This is a genomic window from Xanthomonas sp. GW, from assembly GCF_014236815.1.
In the GTDB taxonomy this organism is placed as follows: domain Bacteria; phylum Pseudomonadota; class Gammaproteobacteria; order Xanthomonadales; family Xanthomonadaceae; genus Xanthomonas_A.
The window spans coordinates 43,232-61,607 of record NZ_CP051189.1 but is presented as its reverse complement, the minus strand read 5'-3'; the positions used below and the strand labels follow the sequence as shown (position 1 = coordinate 61,607).

Below are 18,376 nucleotides of genomic sequence, written 5' to 3'. Positions count from 1 at the left end.
GACGAATTGTTAGGCAGCTACTGCTTAGCCACAAATGAGGACATCGTAGTAGTAACTCTCGGGAAAGCGGAGCAGAGTAGACTCCGGCAACAAGTATCGGGTCGTCTCGCGTCGATCCAATTTCACACCGGGTGCTAGTGGCGTGCTGCTGTATTGATGGAGAACGAGAACCATAAGACCGGCTAGTGAGTTCAGCGCATTCTTGAGAGTCGCTTCCGCGTAGTGGCTGTCGCGCTCGTGCTTAACATTGTTGTAGCTCCGCCACCAATCTGGGTTCTTTTCATTGGCCCAGTTCGACCAAGGGCTAAGGGTTAGCCCATAGCGCGGCACTAGCACTTTTGTAGAGATGATTTCCGGCAAGTTCTGCGCAAGCGCAGCGCGGTATTGGTCAATATTTCCACGAGGCATGTCAACTGCGACACACTTGCAAAGCAGCTTCGCGACTACATCCGCTTCCGACGCGGCCGCGAATAGCAGGTGCGCGAACTCAATGGAGTAAGTGGTCATATTCGCTTCTGCGAACTCTACGTAGCGCGCAGCCGTCTCGAGATCGCGCTCAAGGGCGAGGAAGTAGTTCCAGTGGACCTTATTGGCGACGGATTCAATTCCCATGTTCAGCGGCCTAACGCCTTAGGCAATCCGCGCCGCGAAGCGGCCTCGGCCTGAATGAATTATTAGATCTCATCCGCTTCATCACTTTCAGAGAACCAGGGTCAGTACATTTTCTAAGATGTTGGGCACGGTTAGAGAACAAACAGACGCATTTGCTCCACCAAGTATCTGTTCGTGTCACCAATTTCGTAAATTATAAAAACCAAGACTTATGCCGCCGGTATTGATTGTTGGTGCTTGGACTACGGTAACTACCGCCCTTGTGCGAGGAGCCGTGGCCCGACGAGTAGTGACCGCCATGACTAGAAGTGTGATGTGCACCGGACGCACGGACTCGGGCGTCTACAGATGCAGCGGCCAGGCACATGGCTAACCCAGCCAGCGCCGTAATGATCGAAACTTTGGTGAACATCGATTCCCCCTGAGAAATGTCGAGTTCTAGCTTTCCTGACACGTACTGAGGAGTGCGCCGCACACCGCAAGCTCGCGCAGCCGTTCAATAGGGTCAGATGGGAGTCCCTTCTCCCAGATAGACGATTCTGTTGTAGCACGACGCGATGCGGCGCGTGGAGACAAATGTAAGCTCTGTCCCGAAGTCGCTTCCGTGCGACGACGTCTCCCGCTATCGAAGGTGGTGCTGCTGGCTTATTCCCTGCTGGATCAGGGCAACTCCATCGCGTTATTGCGCTGCGTCACCTCGTCCACCTCATCCTCGCTGACGACCCGCAAACGGCCACCCTTGGTACTGACGCCCCCCGGCACCGCCAACCGCACGTTCGCAGTCCTCGGCTCCAAATCCCGCGGTGCCTCCAACGCAGCAAACGCCGCCCGCGCCAATTCCCGGCCACGCGCGTCTTCCAACACCACGAACCCCGCCGGCGCATCCGCATGGCCAAGGCTATGCACAGTCACTTCGATGGCATCCGCACTCACCCGCACATCGCCACGCCCAATCCCCAGATCCGGCCGTTGCTCCACCGGCACCGCGGCAGGCGCAATGAGTTCGAACTCCATCACCACCGTCTTGCCGGCCGGGAATTCCACGTCCACCGCCCCGCTCTTCTCGAACGCGAATTCGCGCGTGGCGGGCTTGCCGTCGATTTGCCCGTCGCCATCGCGATCGAGGCCCGAGCGCATGCGCCATTGCCCGGCGGCGACGTTCCACCCCGTCATCTGCGCCCGCTGCAGCTTGCCGCCGGTGTTGTAGCCGATGACGGTGAAGCGGTCCTGGCGCGGCTTGGGCAGCAGCAGGGCGACCTGCACGGCGCCTTCGGGGTCGGCGAAGCGCCAGCTGACGGTATGGCCGGGGTAGGTCTGGTTGCGCTTGAGGGCCACGCCGCCCAGGCGGGCGCGCTGCAGGTTCACGGTGGGCGATTCGACGCGGTCGCTCCACCAGTGGCCTTCGGTGTTCATGTAGAAGCTCTGCAGTTTGTCGCGGGTCTCGGCGCGGTACAGGGCTTCGAGCCAGGCGGTGTCGCCGCTGGCTTCCCAGGCGGCATGGTGGGCGAAGTCGGGGACGGCATCCGGTTTGGCGGCGTCCTTGGCCAGGTCGGCGCCCCAGCTGTCGCGCTTGCCGAGCAGGTCGAGGACGTTCTCGTTGAGCAGCGACAGGCCCGCCGGGCCGGCGTTGGCGACGCGGTAGTCGATGGGCTTGAGGTAGCGCGCCTCGCCGGTCCAACGGTAGGCGGCCCAGAAGGTGTGCAGGGTGTCGGCGCCGCCGCTGCCTTCGAACAGTTCGCCGCCGCGGGTCTTGCCGGTGGTCCAGTTGATCTCGTTGGGCAGCGCCCATTGGCCCTTGGCGTTGGTATAGGCGTGGGCGAGGTAGCCGTCGGCCAGGCCGGTGACGATGCGGCGGCTGTTGGGGTCGGCGTTGTAGCCGCCGAGCAGCATGGCCGGGTGCAGCACCGGGAACGAGTAGGGTTTCTGCCACTGCCAGTTCGGCTCGCGGTAGACCTTGCGCCCGCCGAACCAGTTGCTGGCGAACAGCAGGTGGCCTTGCGGGTTGACCTGGATGATGGTGTCGAACGCCTTCACCGTGCGCATCAGGCGTTCCACCGTCAGCGGGTCGCCCCAGTTGAGGTAGAGCATGGCGCTGTTGATGTTGATGCCTTCCTCGTAGGAATGCAGTTCGTCGGTCTCGATGGTGGACAGGCCGTCGGTGAACATGCCGTTGCGGTAGTTGGCGTCGGACAGCGCGGTCAGCGAGGCGTTGAGCTTGTCCGGGTCCACGCCCATCAGGGCGACGCCGGGCCATTGCTGGGTGAGGTCGGAATCGTCGGAGATGCCGCCGCCGAAATCGCCGTAGGCCACTTGCCGCTCGTCGATCCACCAGTTGATGTAGCGGCGCGTGGCCTTGAGGTCTTCCAGTTGCCAGAACGCCCAGGCCGGCACGCCCTTGGGCGGGGTGGGCAGGTCCACCGGCAGCGCGCCCTGGTTGCCGTAGCTGATGTCGTTCCAGTATTCGCGGCCGAGCGCGTTGTCCGGGTCCACGCGCAGCAGGTCGGTGATGTCCGCATCCAGGCGCGCGTACAGCAGCTGGCGCTTGGAGGTGGTGTGTTCCTCGACCAGGAAGCCCCAGTTGTCCTTGACCTGGTTGAAGCGGTCGGCGATGTGTTCGGCCTTGGCCTGGTCGCGCGGCTTGAACAGCAGGCGCAGTTGCGCGCCGTCCAGCGCGCGCGCGTCGAAGCCGGGCGCGGCGGAGGCGATGCTGAGCATCAGGCTGTCGTTGGTGAGGATGCGGTCGCGCAGGTCCAGCCACAGCGTGCGCGCCTGGCCGGGCTTGACCGACACCGAGACGTCGAGCATGTCGCGCGCCGGCCAGATCGGGTCCTTGATGCGGAGGTTGAGCGGGATCAGGCCGTCGTGGGTGGCCGGCAGGTCCAGCGCCGGCAGGTCGATGGCGATGCCGTCCAGGCCGTCATGCATGTTTTCCCAGCCGTAGGACCAGCTGCGCATCAGCGGTTGGTCCGGCGGGGCGTCGCCGAGGCTGGAGGGGATCAGGACGTGCACGATCGGCAGCGGCGGCACGGCGGATTTTTCGTCGCTGCGCTTGCGCGTGGGCGCCTTGCTCGGCAGCGCGACCACGGTGCTGCGTTCGGCCGGCGGGTAGCGGCCGGCGATGTAGTTGCGCAATGTGGCGAGGTTGGCGTAGTCCGGTGCGATGTCGCTGCGCACGGTGTAGCTGAGGGTGGCGCTGGGGTCGGACGGCGGTGCGCCGGCGCCGACGTCGTAGGCCCAGATTTCCTGGATCGGGGTTTCCTGCGCGGTGTTGGCGAAGCGCAGATGGCCGCCGCGGCGACGTTCGAACTGGTCGACGCTGCGCACGGTGCCCTGGCTGCGCTGGAACAGCGGCGCGGGCGTTGCGCCGGCGGCGGCGTAGCTAGCCTGGCCGTAGGCGGCGCCGCGCAGTTCGATGCGGTTGAACGGTTCGTCGGGCAGCGTGAGGTCCAGCGCCTTGCCGCCTTCGACGTAGACGTTCCAGTCCGGCAGTTGGAAGTAGTCGTTGCGGCCGGGCAGGCGCGAGCGGTTGTAGACGCCGGGCCAGGTGGTCTCGGCGATGCCGTCGGTGGCCTTCCACATCCACTGCTTGAGGTCTTTGGCGTCGGCGAATTCGACCTTGCGGATACGGGTGGACGGTGCATCCAGCACGGGTGGGGCGTGGCCGTGGTCCCAGCCGAAACGATGCAGCCAGGCGTTGCGCGCGGCGTCGGCGCGCGGCGGTTCGGCGCTGCGCGGTTCCTGCTGCCGCGCCAGGGCTGCGGCGCCGGTGGCGTCGAGCATGCGGTCGTAGACGCGGATCTCGTCGAAGTCGCTGCCGCGCAGGAAGTTGTAGCGGCTCTGCACCTGGTGCGGGGCCATCACCCGCCCGGCCAGGCCGAGCTGGTCGAGCGCGGCGTCGAAGTCGAGCGAACCGCCGTCGGCGCAGGCCTGCGCGCAGTCGGCGCGCGCGGCTTCCTTGCCGTCTACGTACAGGCGCACGCCGCGGGTTTCGTCCCAGGCGAAGGCGAGGTGGGTCCAGGCGCTGGCGGATGGGTTCTTGTCGAGCTTGAACGACACGCGGGTGCGCGCCAGGTTGGCGTCGGTGACGAAGGCGTCGAAGCCGTGGCCGTTCCAGTCGATGCGCAGCCAGGCCATGTCCCAGCTGCTGTGGTCGGCGTAGCCGACGCGGAAGATCACGAACGGCGCTTCGCCGACCGGATAGCGCGAACGCCAGAAGAAGGACAGCGTGCCACGTTGGGTGTAGAGGTTGCCGGGCGCGTTCCAGGCGAGGACGCCGTCGTCGGCCCATTCGATGGCGTTGCCTTTCACGCCGGTGGGGACCAGGGCGACCTTGTCGCGGAAGTTGGGTTTGGCGTCGCCCTGGGCGATGTCGGCGTCGAAGCCTTGGTCGGCGGAGACGCGGAACAGGAGTTCGGGTGCGGTGGTGGCGGGTGCGGGGGCGGCGAAGGCCGGGAGTGCCAGGCAGGACAGCATGGCCAGGCAGTGGGCCAGGATGCGATTGCCGGTGGTGGGGGATGTTTGACCTGTCCGTGCGGAGCAGCGCGCGTGCGGCGCGATGTCGCGGGATGGTGGGTGCCTGTCGCGGCTGAAGCCGCTCCTACAGGGGAACATCGTTGCGGCAGCACGCGTGGCGCTGCGGCGGATTGCCTCTTTCATGTCGCTCCTTTGCGATCGCCGTGCGCGCGTGCCGCCGCATGGCGATCCTCCCTACCCCCGATCCGGCGAGTATGCAGGCAGCGGCGCGCTGCCGGTGCCGCGCACGGGGCGCGACACCGGCGGGCGCAGACTTCAGAACTTGTAGCGCACGCCCAGCAGGTACTGGCGGCCAGTCTCGCTGTACTGCAACGGCAGCTGCGAGGTGGAGCCGACCCATTCGTCGGACGGTTCGTTGGTCAGGTTGATGCCTTCCAGGCTCAGCTCCAGGTGCTCGTCGATCTTCCAGCTGATCGAGGCGTCCACCGTGTTGACCGCGGTCATGCCGTGCACGTCGAAGCCGGTTTCAGTGGCCGGCACCTGGGTCAGGTACTCGTCGCGGTGGGTGTAGGACACCCGCGCGCTGAGCTGTTCGCCCTGGTAGAACAGGGTGCCGTTGTACGAGTTCTTCGACAGGCCGGTCAGGTCGGTTTCCAGCGAGGCCGCACCGGTCGCCGTCAGGTACTGGATCTTCGAATCGACGTAGGTGTAGTTCAACTGCACGCCGAGGTTGCTCCACTTGCCCGGCAGGAACGCGAAGGGCTGGGTGTAGTTGAGCTCGACGCCCTTCAGGTCGCCGCCGGGGGTGTTGAGCGGCACGCTGAACACGAAGTCGTCGTTGACGCTGGCACCGGTGCCGTCGAGCAGGCTGGCCGGCAGGCCGCTGGCCGAGTACGGCTGGGTCACGCGGGTGGTCTGCACGAAGCTCTCGATGTCCTTGTAGAACACCGCCGCGCCCAGCATCGCGCCGTCCTGGAAGTACCACTCGAAGCCGAGGTCGGCGGTCTTGGCGCGGATCGGTTCCAGATCCGGATTGCCGCCGCTGACGGTACGCGCGCCGCCGGACACATTGACGGTGACGCCCGGGGTCAGGCTGCCCAGACCCGGACGCGACATCACCTTGGCCGCGCCGAAGCGCACCAGGAAGTCCGGCGAGAGTTCGGCGACCAGGTTCAACGACGGCAGCGTGTCGTTGTACTCGCGGTTGACCGTGGTCTGCACCACGCCGGTACCGACCGTGGCATAGCCGGTGGATTCCTGCTTGGTCTTGACGTAACGCACGCCGAGGTTGCCGTTGACCGGTATCGAGCCGATGTCGAAGCCGAACTGGCCCATCAACCAGGCGCCGCGGTCCTTCTCTTCGACGCTGCGCGAGTTCACCGCGCGCTCGGCCAGGGCGAAGGTGCCGGTGCCGCTGTAGATGTCCAGCGCATTGCCCACCGCGTTGAGGTCGGGCACCACCCAGCTGCCCGGGCTGCCGCTGACGCCGCCGAGGGTCGCCAGCTCGGTCATGTTGACCGGCACGATGCGGGTACCGCCGGCGAAGGCCGGGACCGACACTTCCGAGGCGCGGCGCAGTTCCTTGGTCTTGAACGAGTAGTCCTTGGCCAGCACGCCGCCGCGCAGGCTGAAGCCCGGGCTCAGGGTCCACTCGAAGTTCAGGCTGCCGGTGTCGAAGGTGTTCTCGACGTACTGCGGACGCAGGCGGATTTCCGCCAGGGTCCAGCCGCTGCCGTCGGTGGGATCGACGCCGTAGTTGAAGACCGGCGAACGGCTGTTGCCGCGGTAGTCGTATGAGTACCCATCGACGTTGAGCTTGTCCATGATGATCGTGGTCTGGATCGGGTTCTCGTGCTTGGAGCTGGAGGTACCGATCTGGCCGTCGATCTTGAACGAGTCGCTGAACTTGTGCTCGCCGTTGAGGGTGAGCTGCTTGAAGACGGTGTTCCACTCGTCGTAGCGCTGCTCGGAGCGGATGTCCACGTCGTCGAACTGCCCGTACAGCAGCGCGCCGGTCTTCGGATCGATGTAGCCATCCTTGACGATGGTCTGCGGCTTGCCGCCCTGCGAGGCGCCACGGCTGAAGGAGATCGCCTCGATGTACTTCTCGGTGCGCTTGGCGTCGATCTTGGAGTACAGGCCGTCCAGCGAGAACTGGGTGTCCTTGCTCGGCTTCCACTGCAGCGAGCCGGTCACGCCGGTGCGCTTTTGCTCGTGCTCCATCAGCGTGTAACGCGGGAAGCGCGGGTGGAACACGTTGGCGCCGCGCGCGGCGGCGAACGGCGAGGTGGCGCTGAAGTTGCCGTTGCTCGGACCGTTGGCCCAGCGCCCGCTGTTGCTGCCTTCTTCCAGGATCTGCCGCTCCGAGTAAGCCACCGACAGCAATGCGCCGAAGGTGCCGTCGGCCCAGGTGTTGGCGATCAGCCCGGCCACGCGCGGGTCTGCCTTGTCGGCCATGTCGTTGTAGCCGGCCTGGCCGTTGAGGGCCAGGGTGAAGCCGTCGTAGTCGAACGGGCGCGCGGTCTTCAGGTCCACGGTAGCGCCGAGCGAGCCTTCCTCGACGTCGGCCGAGGCGGTCTTGCGCACCACCAGCTGGGTGAACAGGTCCGAGGCGAACACGTTGAAGTCGAAGCCGCGGCTGCGGTTGGAGCCGCCGGACTGGTCGGAGCCGCCGACCGTGGTCAGCGCTTCCATGCCGTTGACCCGCACGCGGGTGAAGTCCGGGCCCAGGCCGCGCACCGAGATGCTGCGGCCTTCGCCGGCGTCGCGGGTGATGACCACGCCGGGGATGCGCTGCAGCGATTCGGCCAGGTTGAGGTCGGGGAAGTCGGCGATGTCCTCGGCCACGATGGCGTCGACCATGCCGGTCTCGCCGCGCTTGAGGTCCAGCGCCTTCTCCACGCTGGCGCGGTAGCCGGTGACGGTGACCGTGTCGAGCTGGGTGGCCGGTTCGGTAGAGCCGGCGGCGGGCGCAGGATCCTGCGCAGGAACGTCCTGGGCGTGGACCACGCCGGCCTGCAGAGCCAGACCGATCGAGAATGCGAGCAAGGTAACCGGTGTCTTCCGGCGTTCGGTACGAGATTGCATGTCCTCCCCTCCCAAGGGTTACATGAACTGCGTGATATTTCGGGCTGTTGCCGCGGATGACACCGCTGGTCAAAACCGACGTTAACAGTTGCGAAACATTGCGGCATCTTGCAGCGCAACAGAAAATCCAGCGGATTTGCAGGCTTTCGACACAAAGCCTTGCCTGGCGTGGCGCGGCCGCTGCGACGGCGGAATATTGGACGCCGCAAAAAATGACACCGATAGCCAATGGACTTGGCCGGGGCCGCCGTTCCCGGCATGCTGGGCGCCCTCTTCGACCGATCAGGATCTTCCCCGCCATGACCGCATCCCGCATCGTCTGCTTCGGCGAACTGTTGCTGCGCCTGGGCGCCCCCGGCCACGAACGCCTGCTGCAGTCGCCGCGGCTGGACGTGCATGTCGGCGGCGCCGAGGCCAACGTCGGCGTGTCGCTGGCGCATTTCGGCCACGACGTGGCGATGGTCAGCGTGCTGCCGGACAACCCGCTGGGCGAGGCGGCCGCCGGCGAACTGCGCCGGCACGGCGTGGACACCCGCGGCGTGCGCTTCGTGCCCGGGCGCATGGGCCTGTACTTCCTGACCACCGGCGCCGGGCACCGCCCCAGCGAGGTCACCTACGACCGCGCCGGCTCGGCGTTCGCGCTGGCCGAGGCGGATGCCTACGACTGGCCGGCGCTGCTGCAGGGTGCGCAGTGGCTGCACCTGTCCGGGGTGACTCCGGCGCTGGGCGAACGCGGCGCGGCCGCGGCGCTGGCGGCGGCGCGCAGCGCGCGCGCACTCGGCGTGCGCGTGTCGTTCGACGGCAACTACCGGCCCAAGCTGTGGGAGGCCTGGAACGGCGACGCGCCGGGCATCCTGCACCAGCTGCTGGCGCAGGCCGACGTGCTGTTCGCCGACTACCGCGACCTGGGCGTGGTGCTGGGCCACCAGTATCCGCAGGACAGCGCGCAGGCGCGGGTAGAGGCCGGCGCGCGCGACGCCTTCGCCGCGTTCCCGCAGCTGCAGGCGATGGCCTGCACCCAGCGCGTGGCGCACAGCGTGGACCACCACAGCCTGGGCGCGATGCTGCTGCGCCGCGACGGCAGCGTGGCGCAGGCGCCGAGCGAGGAGCTGACCGGCATCGTCGACCGCATCGGCGGCGGCGACGCGTTCGCCGCGGGCGTGCTGCACGGCCTGAGCCAGGGCTGGGACGACACTGCCACGATCCGCTTCGGCCTGGCCGCCGGCTGCCTGAAGCACTCGGTGCCGGGCGATTTCCATCCGCTGGGCGAGGCCGACGTGCAGGCCTGCGTGGGGACGTCGCGGTTCGATGTGAAGCGGTGAGGGGCTGGGATTGGGGAGTTGGGATTGGGGATTCGTAGAGCGTTGGTTGCGGTGGTTTTTTGTGCGTGGTGCAGCGTTGTTGGCGGTTCGTTTTTCCTGTCGCGGCTGAAGCCGCTCCTACAGGGCAGCGCGCGCGGTTTTTGTAGGAGCGGCTTCAGCCGCGACAGGAAAATGAGACGGTCGCGATGCCGAGGCGCCCATGGGAAACGCGGCATCGACGCCAACACGAATCCCAAATCCCCAATCCCAAATCCCCGCCTTTGCAGAAGCGGCTTCAGCCGCGAGCTGCGACACGCTTCAGGTACCGGGCGGTTTCCATGTGCGGATTGCCGCGGCCCGTCCTGCAATGCCCGGCGCAGCGGCCGCCTTGGTTTCCCGCGCCGCGCCGGGGGGCCGGCGGTTCTCGCTAGACTGCAGGCCCTTCCCGCCATTTCCGAGACCTCAATGGACGCTTCCCGTCAGGCCGTCGTGCGCCCATGAGCCGCATCTCGATCGCCGCCGCCCTCGTCGCTGCACTGCTGGGCGGCGCATGCCCCCGCCCTTCCTACGCACAGGCGGCGTCGGCGCAGCCGGGATGGATCGCCAGCTGGGCCACCAGTCCTCAGGTCGGGGAAGCCGATGCGGACGAGCCGCTGGCGAACCTCGACGGGCAGACGGTGCGGCAGCGGGTTCGCATGTCCGTCGGTGGTGCCCGGTTGCGGGTCCGGTTATCCAACGAATTCGGTTCATCGCCGTTGACGATCGGTGCGGCATCCATCGCCGTGGCGACGGATGCTTCGACCGTGCAACCAGATTCGCTGCGGCCGCTCACCTTCGGCGGGAATTCCTCCGTCAGCGTTCCCGCGGGCGCCCCCATGCTCAGCGATCCGGTCGAACTGGCGGTCGCGCCGGGCGCGCAGGTCAGCATCAGCCTGTTCTTTCCGGAGCGGGTCGCATCCAGCACGCTGCACTCCCTGGCGCTGAAGCGCGCCGTGGTGAGCGCGCCCGGCGACCACACGCGAGAGCCGAGTATCGCGCCGGCCGCGACATCCACCTCGTCCATCGCGCTCACCGCGGTATTGGTGCCGCAGGTGCGCTCGCAGCGGTTGCTGGTGGCATTCGGGGATTCGATCACCGACGGTGCGGGATCCACCACCGACGCGGACCGCAGCTGGCCGGCGCAATTCGCGCGGCGCGTGGCGGCCGCCGATCCCGGTTTGTCCGTGGTGAATGCCGGAATCGCGGGCAACCAGTTGTCGCATGAGGGGTACGGCGCGAGCGGCTTGGCCCGCTTCGACCGGGATGTCCTGTCGCTGCCGGGCGTGACGCATCTCGTGCTCCTGGAAGGGATCAACGATATCGCCGCACCAGGGGTCAAGATCGGATCGCGCTACTTTGCGCCGCCGGCGGAGGTCAGGACCGCGGAGCAAGTCATCGCGGCCTACCGGCAATTGATCGCGCGCGCGCACGACCATGGGATCAAGGCGATCGGCGCGACCCTGACGCCCTTTGCCGGCAATACAGTCCCGGGCTTCTACTCGCCGCAGAAAGAGGCGACGCGGCAGGCGGTCAACGCATGGATACGCAACAGCGGCGCATTCGATGCAGTGATCGATTTCGATACGGTCCTGCGCGATGCCGAGCATCCGCTCCAGCTTCAAGCCCGCTTCGCCTCGCGCGACCGGCTGCATCCCAACGATGCCGGCTACGCCGCCATGGCGGACGCGATCGACATCGCTCTTTTCCGCTGAGCGCGCGGTGGCCGAAGATCGATGCCGGCCGTGGCGGCTGGCACCGCTCTACAGGGGAGATGCACGCTTGTGTAGGAGCGGCTTCAGCCGCGACAGGCACCTCAACGAAAGGCGGCCTCGGGCGCCGGCCGCATCTCCAATCCGATTCGACGCTGGCGTTTCCTCGTTCCGGTCGCGGCTGAAGCCGCTCCTACAGGAGAGATGCGCGCTTCTGTAGGAGCGGCTTCAGCCGCGACAGGCACCCCAACGAAAGGCGGCCTTAGGTGCCGGCCACATCTCCAATCCGATTCGACGCTGGCGTTTCCTCGTTCCGGTCGCGGCTGAAGCCGCTCCTACAGGGGAGATGCGTGCTTCTGTAGGAGCGGCTTTAGCCGCGACAGACACCCAACGCAAAACGGCCGGCATCGCTGCCGGCCGCTTCTCCAATACCGAATCCCGGCTCTTCCAATCCCGAATTCCCAATCCCGAATCCCGGCCGTTCCTACAGCTCGATGCAATCGAACTTCACGTCCGGATTCACGTCGGCGTCGTAATCCACGTCCTTGCGCTCGAAGCCGAACAGCTTGAGGAATTCGTGCTTGTAGCCGGCGTAGTCGGTGAGCTGGAACAGGTTCTCGGTGGTGACCTGCGGCCACAGCGCCTTGCAGGCGTCCTGCACGTCGTCGCGCAGTTCCCAGTCGTCCAGGCGCAAACGGTTCTGCTCGTCGGTGGCCGGGGCCTGGCCGTCTGCGCGGTACATGCGCTCGCGGAACAGGCGGTCGAGCTGGTCGATGGTGCCTTCGTGCAGGCCCTTCTCTTTCATGATCTTGTAGACCATGGAGATGTACAGCGGCATTACCGGGATCGCCGCGCTGGCCTGGGTCACCACCGACTTGAGCACCGCCACGTTGGCGCTGCCGCCGCTTTGCTGCAGGCGCGCGTGCAGGCGCTGCGCGGTCTGGTCCAGGTCCACCTTGGCTTTGCCCAGCGCGCCGTGCCAGTAAATCGGCCAGGTGATCTCGGTGCCGATGTAGCTGAAGGCGACGCTGCGCGCGCCCGGCGCGAGCACGCCGGCGGCGGCCAGCGCGTCGATCCACAGTTCCCAGTCCTGGCCGCCCATCACGGTGATGGTGTCTTCGATCTCCTGCTCGGTGGCCGGCTCGATCGAAGCCTCGATGATCGCGTCCTTGTTGGTGTCGATCGCGGTGGCGGTGTAGGTCTGGCCGATCGGCTTGAGCGCCGAGCGCTTCACTTCGCCGGTGCCGGGCAGCTTGCGCACCGGCGAGGCCAGCGAATACACCACCAGGTCGACCTGGCCGCCCATCTCGGTCTTGATCAGTTCGATCACCTGTGCGCGCGCTTCGTCGGAGAACGCGTCGCCGTTGATCGACTTGCTGTACAGGCCCTGCGCCTTGGCGAATTTGTCGAACGCGGCCGAGTTGTACCAGCCGGCGGTGCCGGCCTTCTTGTCACTGCCCGGCTTTTCGAAGAACACGCCCAGCGTGTCGGCGCCGAAGCCGAATGCGGCGGTGATGCGCGAGGCCAGGCCGTAGCCGCTGGAGGCGCCGATCACCAGCACTTTCTTTGGCCCATCGCTGCGCACGCCGCGCGCACGCGTGGCCTCGATCTGTTCGAGCACGTTGCGCTCGCAGCCGAGCGGATGCGTGGTGGTGCAGATGAAACCGCGAACTTTCGGGTGGATGATCAACGTGGTGTCCTCTCGGCAAGATGCCCCGCGGCATCTTAATGTCTGCGGCGCGCATGCAGAAGGGCCGAAGGCTGCAGACGGCGGGGTATGGAGGCGTTATGCACCGGCGATGCTGGTGCGGGCGTGCGACGAAGCATGGCTGGCTGGCGTTGGCGGTGCGTGTCGCGTGATGTGCTGGCTTGACTGCGTTCGTCTGGTCTGTGTCGCGGCTGAAGCCGCTCCTACACGATGACCTGCGTGCAGCGAGCACGCCGCGGCCTCTTGCCACGGGTACGCCGCGGCCTCTGCCACCACTGTAGGAGCGGCTTCAGCCGCGACCGGCACCCACAGCCGCTCAGATGATCCGTAGCGTGATCGCCTTGAGCACCGCGCGGGTGCGGTCGCGGGTGCCGAGCTTGTCCAGGATCGTGGAGACGTAGTTCTTCACCGTGCCTTCGGCCAGGAACAGGCTGCGCGCGATTTCCTTGTTCGAGTAGCCGCCGGCCAGCAGGCGCAGGATCGCCACTTCGCGTTCGTTGAAGGTGTCGCGCGGCGCGTCCTCGTCGCGGTAGCGGTAGCGCGCGCGGACCGGGTCGGTGCTGACCGGCTGCAGCAGGGTCTCGCCCGCGGCCACGCGCACGATCGCATCGCGCAGGTCTTCGGGTGCGGCGTCCTTGAGCAGGAAGCCCTGCGCGCCGGCGTCGGTGGCGCGCAGCAGCAGGTCGGCATCGTCGAAGGTGGTCAGCAGCAGCACCGGGGTGGCGTCGCCGCGCGCGCGCAGCCGTTGCAGCGCCTGGATGCCGTCCAGGCCGGGCATGCGGATGTCGCTGAGCACCACGTCCACCGGCGTGGCCGCCAGCGCGGCCAGCAGCGCTTCGCCGTCGTCGGCCTCGCAGGCCACGACGATGCCCTGGGTCTGCAGCAATGCGCGCAGGCCGGCGCGCACCAGGATCTGGTCGTCGGCCAGGGCGATGCGCAAGCCGTTCACAGCGGCAGCCGCGCGGTCAGTTGCATGCCGCCCAGCGGCGTGCGGCCCAGGTCGAGCCGGCCGCGCAGCGCGGCCAGGCGCTCGCGCATGCCGGCGATGCCGTTGCCTTCCTGGATGCGCTCGGCGCGGCGGCCGTCGTCCTCGATGTCCACGCGCAAGTGCCCCTCCTGGTGATGCAGACGTACATGGACCTCATCGGCATCGGCATGCCGCGCGGCGTTGGTCAGCGCTTCCTGCACCAGCCGCAGCAGGGTCTCGGCCAGTTGCGGATCGGTGATGCGCACGTCCGGCGCGATCTGCAGCCGCAGCTGCGGCCGCGGGAACGGCGCGGCCAGCGCGCGCAGCGCGGTCTCCAGGTCCAGTCCGCGGTCGTCGCGCAGCGACTGCACCACATTGCGGATGTCGGCCAGCAGCTCGCCGGACAGGCGCTCGACCACGCCGAGTTCCTCGCGCCGCGCCAGGTCCGGATCGGTCAGCAGCAGGCGCAGGTTGATCCGCATCGCGGTCAGTTTGTGCCCAGCCACGTCGTGCAGTTCGCGCGCCAGGCGCAGGCGTTCGGCATCGCGCGCGCTGTCGGCCAGCAGCGCGCGCGTGGCCAGCAGGTCGGCATTGACCCGGGCCAGCGCTTCGCGGGCGCGCTCGGCGGTGCGCGCGTAGTGCGCGGACAGCCCGGCGAAGGCGTGGAAGCCGGCGTAGATCAGGGTGGTCAGCAACGCGCGCTTGAAACCGGCCGTGCACAGCAACAGGAACGTGCCCAGGTTGACCAGGAGCGCCAGCATCAGCACCCAGCGCGGCTCCCACAGCAAGGCCACCTGCGTCACCACCACCACCAGCAGCACCGGCGCGGTGCCGACGCCCGGTTCCAGCCACACCAGGACCAGCGCCGCGGCGGCTTGCAGCCACAGCGCGGCATCGCGCAGACGCGGCGCGGGCAGGTAGCGGTAGCCAAGCAACAGCAGCACGAACAGGCCGGCCGCCGGCCAACGCAAGGCGGCCGGTGCCTGGTGCTGCAGCTGAAACGACCACAGCACGGTGGCTACGGTGGCCAGGCCGGCCAGGCGCTTGGGGTCGATCAGATCGTGCAGGACGCGGTGCATGCCGCGGATGCTGACCGCGCAGCGCGGCGCCGGCAATGGGGCCGGCGCAGAAAGTGACTTCCGGCAGGTCGGATCGATGACCAGCGGCCACTGTGCCGCCACGGCATGGCGACCACACTGACGCCATGCCATTCATGCCGCGGCGGCATGTTCACCAAGCCTGCAGCGCGATGGCGTACACCGACACTGCTCCCTACGAGGAAACGACGATGCACCTGACCCTGCGACATCCCGATCTGTGGTTCACCGTGCTGGGCGTGTGCTGGGGCGTCTACGAGATGCTGCTCAGCTACCGCCGCCGCGCGGCCGATGGCGGCGCGCGCGACCAGGGCACGCTGCAGCTGCTGTGGCGCGTGCTGTACGCGGCGGTGGCGGTGGGCGTGCTGCTGGCCTTCGTCGGCGTGTGGCGCTATGCGCCGGCGCTGCAGGAACCGGCACGCTGGCTGGGCTGCGCGCTGCTGGCCGGCGGCCTGGCGCTGCGGCTGTGGGCGATCCGGGTGCTGGCGCGCTGGTTCACGGTGGACGTGACCATCCAGGACGACCACCGGCTGATCCGCCATGGGCCATACCGCTACCTGCGGCATCCTTCGTACACCGGCGCGCTGCTGGCGTTCTACGGGCTGGCGATCGGCCTGGGCAACGTGCTGTCGCTGCTGGCGATCGTGCTGCCGGTGACCTGGGCGTTCCTGCGCCGCATCCGCGTGGAGGAAGCGGCGCTGACTCAGGCGTTCCCGCACGAGTACCCCGACTACGCCGCGCACAGCTGGCGGTTGTTGCCGTTCGTCTGGTGAGGGACGGGCGATGCGCGCGCTCGACCTGACCCTCGCCGTCCTCCACCACCTCGCGTTCCTGTTGCTGACCGCCGCGCTGGTGGTCGAGTGGACGCTGCTGCGCGAGCCGCCGTACGCGCTGCGACTGCCGCGGCTGCTGCGCGCGGACGCCGCGTACGGGGTGGCGGCGTTTCTGATCCTGGTCGTCGGCGGCCTGCGCGTGCGCTACGGCCTCAAGGGCCCGGACTACTACCTGCACAACCCCTGGTTCTGGGCCAAGCTGGGGGTGTTCGCGGCGGTCGGGCTGCTGTCGCTGTTGCCGACGCGGCGCCTGCTGCGCTGGCGCCGCCAGGCCCGCCTGCAGCCGGGGTTCGTGCCGCCGCTGGCGCAGGTGGCCGCGTTGCACCGCATCGTCAGCGCCGAACTGACCCTGCTGGCACTGCTGTTCGTGCTGGCCGCGACGATGGCGCGCTATGGCATGCCGTGATTGGTATGACCAAATTTTGAGGCAAACTCCCTTCCGCAGTTGACTTTGCGGAATGCGCGGCGATCTAATGGCTGCCTCGGTACGCCATCGGCATTATTGGTATGACCAATCCATCAGCACCCGCGACGACAGGCGGGACGACCCCGCCAGCGGCAAGTCGCGGCTCGCGCGATGCACCGCCGCCGGCTGTCGCGTCGTCTCCCGGCGGCGGCCGCCTCAGCGATCGCGTTGCCGCGCAGCTGCGTGCGCTGATTGCAGAACGCGGCTTGCAGCCCGAGCAGCGCCTGCCGGCCGAGCGCGCGCTGGCGCTGGAACTGGGCGTGTCGCGTACCGCGTTGCGCGAGGCGATCGCCCAGCTCGCCAGCCAGGGACTGCTGCGCGCCCGCGCCGGCGGCGGCACCTATGTGCAGCGCCCGCACACGCCCGAAGAGCAGGTGGTGGCGCCGCTGCAGCCGTTCCTGCCGCTGCTGCAGGGCGATCCGGAATACCGCTTCGACGTGCTGGAGACCCGCCACGCGCTGGAAGGCGCCACCGCCTGGCACGCCGCGCTGCGCGCCACCGACGCCGACCGCGCGCGCATCGCCGCCGCGTTCGAGGCGATGCTGCAGGCGCATGCGCAGGGCGATGCGGCCGCCGAGGCGCGCGCCGACGCCGACTTCCACCTGGCCATCGCCGAGGCCGCGCACAACCGCGTGCTGCTGCAGGTGATGCGCGGGCTGTTCGACCTGCTGCAGACCAATATCTCGCAGAGCCGGCACAAGCTGTTCCAGTCGCCGCGCACCTTCGCCCCGCTGCTGGCCCAACACCGCGCGCTGCGCGACGCGATCCTGGCCGGCGAGCCGGAGCGCGCGCGCGACGCCGCGCACGCGCACCTGTCCTTCGTGCACACCGCGCTGCGCAGCCTCGACGAAGACGAAGCGCGCCGTGCGCGCGCCTCGCGCCTCCCCTCCTCTCCCGACGACCCGCGCCGATGATCATTTCCGCCGCTTCCGACTACCGCGCCGCCGCCGAAGCGCGGCTGCCGCCATTCCTGTTCCACTACATCGACGGCGGCGCCTATGCCGAACACACGCTGCGCCGCAACGTGACCGACCTGGCCGACATCGCGCTGCGCCAGCGGGTGTTGCGCGACATGGCCGCGCTGAGCCTGGAGACCGAGCTGTTCGGCGAGCGCCTGGCGCTGCCGCTGGCCCTGGCCCCGGTCGGGCTGACCGGCATGTACGCGCGCCGCGGCGAGGTGCAGGCCGCGCGCGCGGCGGCGGCCAAGGGCGTGCCGTTCACCCTGTCCACGGTGTCGGTGTGCCCGATCGAGGAAGTGGCGCCGGCGATCGACCGGCCGATGTGGTTCCAGTTGTACGTGCTCAAGGACCGCGGCTTCATGCGCAACGCGCTGGAGCGGGCCAAGGCCGCCGGCGTGACCACGCTGGTGTTCACCGTGGACATGCCCACGCCCGGCGCGCGCTACCGCGATGCGCACTCGGGCATGAGCGGGCCGCACGCGCCGCTGCGGCGCATGCTGCAGGCCGTGACCCATCCGCGCTGGGCCTGGGACGTGGGCCTGCTGGGGCGCCCGCACGACCTGGGCAACATCTCAACCTACCGCGGCAGCCCGACCGGGCTGGCCGACTACATCGGCTGGCTCGGCGCGAACTTCGACCCGTCGATCTCGTGGAAGGACCTGGAATGGATTCGCGAGTTCTGGACCGGGCCGATGGTCATCAAGGGCATCCTCGACCCGGACGATGCGCGCGACGCGGTGCGTTTCGGCGCCGACGGCATCGTGGTCTCCAACCATGGCGGGCGCCAGCTCGACGGTGTGCTGTCCAGTGCGCGCGCGCTGCCGGCGATCGCCGACGCGGTGAAGGGCGAGCTGAAGATCCTGGCCGACTCCGGCATCCGCAGCGGCCTGGACGTGGTGCGCATGCTCGCGCTCGGCGCCGATGCGGTGCTGCTCGGCCGCGCCTTCGTCTACGCGCTGGCCGCGGCCGGTCAGGCCGGGGTGGAGAACCTGCTGACCCTGGTGGAGAAGGAAATGCGGGTGGCGATGACGTTGACCGGGGCCAAGTCGATCGCGGCGATCTCGCGCGATTCGCTGGCGCGGGTCACCCGCGAAAGCACCGTGTCGCCGTAGGGTCGCTGAGCGC

General features: G+C 68.0%; 13 protein-coding genes. 6 read left to right on the top strand and 7 right to left on the bottom strand.

All coding sequences use genetic code 11. The features are described 5' to 3' along the window. Positions 1 to 24 precede the first annotated feature (24 nt). From HEP73_RS00260 to HEP73_RS00250, 4 genes are all read right to left on the bottom strand, one after another. Positions 25 to 612: a hypothetical protein gene (locus HEP73_RS00260; protein WP_185821675.1), complete on the bottom strand. Its 588-nt coding sequence runs from the start codon at positions 610 to 612 to the stop codon at positions 25 to 27. A 193-nt stretch (positions 613 to 805) separates the two neighbouring features. Then, complete coding sequence (locus HEP73_RS22510) at positions 806 to 1,024, bottom strand: hypothetical protein (RefSeq protein ID WP_255423612.1); 219 nt, start codon at positions 1,022 to 1,024, stop codon at positions 806 to 808. Positions 1,025 to 1,272: 248 nt separating this feature from the next. After that, on the bottom strand, positions 1,273 to 5,085 hold the full coding sequence (locus HEP73_RS00255) for a LamG-like jellyroll fold domain-containing protein (protein WP_185821674.1): 3,813 nt from the start codon (positions 5,083 to 5,085) through the stop codon (positions 1,273 to 1,275). A 315-nt stretch (positions 5,086 to 5,400) separates the two neighbouring features. After that, complete coding sequence (locus HEP73_RS00250) at positions 5,401 to 8,172, bottom strand: TonB-dependent receptor (RefSeq protein ID WP_185821673.1); 2,772 nt, start codon at positions 8,170 to 8,172, stop codon at positions 5,401 to 5,403. Positions 8,173 to 8,471: 299 nt separating this feature from the next. On the opposite strand from HEP73_RS00250, the gene HEP73_RS00245 reads away from it, so the two are divergent. Beyond that, on the top strand, positions 8,472 to 9,494 hold the full coding sequence (locus HEP73_RS00245; RefSeq protein ID WP_185821672.1) for a sugar kinase: 1,023 nt from the start codon (positions 8,472 to 8,474) through the stop codon (positions 9,492 to 9,494). A 476-nt stretch (positions 9,495 to 9,970) separates the two neighbouring features. Further along, positions 9,971 to 11,224, top strand: a complete 1,254-nt coding sequence (locus tag HEP73_RS00240) for an SGNH/GDSL hydrolase family protein (protein ID WP_185821671.1) — start codon at positions 9,971 to 9,973, stop codon at positions 11,222 to 11,224. 481 nt (positions 11,225 to 11,705) lie between these two features. Here the strand turns inward: HEP73_RS00240 and fabV are convergent, their stop codons facing one another. The 3 genes from fabV to HEP73_RS00225 all read right to left on the bottom strand — a co-directional run bounded on the left by fabV (position 11,706) and on the right by HEP73_RS00225 (position 14,975). Next, positions 11,706 to 12,911: an enoyl-ACP reductase FabV gene (fabV, locus tag HEP73_RS00235; protein ID WP_185821670.1), complete on the bottom strand. Its 1,206-nt coding sequence runs from the start codon at positions 12,909 to 12,911 to the stop codon at positions 11,706 to 11,708. 334 nt (positions 12,912 to 13,245) lie between these two features. Further along, on the bottom strand, positions 13,246 to 13,878 hold the full coding sequence (locus HEP73_RS00230; protein ID WP_185821669.1) for a response regulator: 633 nt from the start codon (positions 13,876 to 13,878) through the stop codon (positions 13,246 to 13,248). Continuing rightward, positions 13,875 to 14,975, bottom strand: coding sequence for a sensor histidine kinase (locus HEP73_RS00225; RefSeq protein ID WP_185821668.1), 1,101 nt, complete (start codon positions 14,973 to 14,975; stop codon positions 13,875 to 13,877). Before HEP73_RS00225 ends, HEP73_RS00230 begins: the two co-directional genes overlap by 4 nt. A 209-nt stretch (positions 14,976 to 15,184) precedes the next feature. Here HEP73_RS00225 and HEP73_RS00220 point away from each other — a divergent pair, with 209 nt between their 5' ends. The 4 genes from HEP73_RS00220 to lldD all read left to right on the top strand — a co-directional run bounded on the left by HEP73_RS00220 (position 15,185) and on the right by lldD (position 18,363). Further along, a complete protein-coding gene (locus tag HEP73_RS00220; RefSeq protein ID WP_185823230.1) occupies positions 15,185 to 15,766 on the top strand; it encodes a methyltransferase family protein in 582 nt (193 codons plus the stop codon). 10 nt (positions 15,767 to 15,776) lie between these two features. After that, positions 15,777 to 16,232 (top strand): DUF2214 family protein, encoded by a 456-nt coding sequence (locus HEP73_RS00215; RefSeq protein WP_185821667.1) that lies wholly within the window; start codon positions 15,777 to 15,779, stop codon positions 16,230 to 16,232. 266 nt (positions 16,233 to 16,498) lie between these two features. After that, on the top strand, positions 16,499 to 17,206 hold the full coding sequence (gene lldR, locus HEP73_RS00210; protein WP_458309640.1) for a transcriptional regulator LldR: 708 nt from the start codon (positions 16,499 to 16,501) through the stop codon (positions 17,204 to 17,206). Next, complete coding sequence (gene lldD / locus HEP73_RS00205; protein WP_185821665.1) at positions 17,203 to 18,363, top strand: FMN-dependent L-lactate dehydrogenase LldD; 1,161 nt, start codon at positions 17,203 to 17,205, stop codon at positions 18,361 to 18,363. Before lldR ends, lldD begins: the two co-directional genes overlap by 4 nt. Positions 18,364 to 18,376 lie beyond the last annotated feature (13 nt).